This is a genomic window from Streptomyces sp. URMC 123, from assembly GCF_051386515.1.
Lineage (GTDB): Bacteria > Actinomycetota > Actinomycetes > Streptomycetales > Streptomycetaceae > Streptomyces.
Genome location: NZ_JBPQTV010000747.1, coordinates 1 through 315, shown reverse-complemented (window position 1 = coordinate 315; position 315 = coordinate 1). Strand labels below are relative to the sequence as shown.

1 pseudogene is annotated in these 315 nt (G+C 79.0%); it reads right to left on the bottom strand.

What is annotated here, in order from left to right:
* Positions 1 to 315, bottom strand: a pseudogene (locus tag ACSNOD_RS31870) (hypothetical protein); the annotation flags it as partial.

Genomic DNA, 315 nt, shown 5'->3' with positions numbered 1-315 from the left:
GCCCCTGTGCCGCCCCCTGGGCGTCCTCCTGGTCCGCCCAGGAGCGGTTGCGCTCGGCGGCCGTGGCGGGCCAGGGGTCGAGGGGGTCGTCGTCGCCCGGCATGTCCCGCCACCAGCGGATCTCGTCGCTGGGCACGGTGAGGCCCAGGAGGATGTCGCGGGCGGAGGGCGCCGCGCTCCGGGAGAGGGCGGTGAGGGCCTCGGCGAGCAGGTCGGCGCTGTCGGGGAAGTCGCGGTGCTCGGGCACGAGCAGGCTGGTGGTGCCGGCGGCCGGGCCGGGCGGGGTCCAGCGGGTGTAGCGGCCGGTGGGGGCGG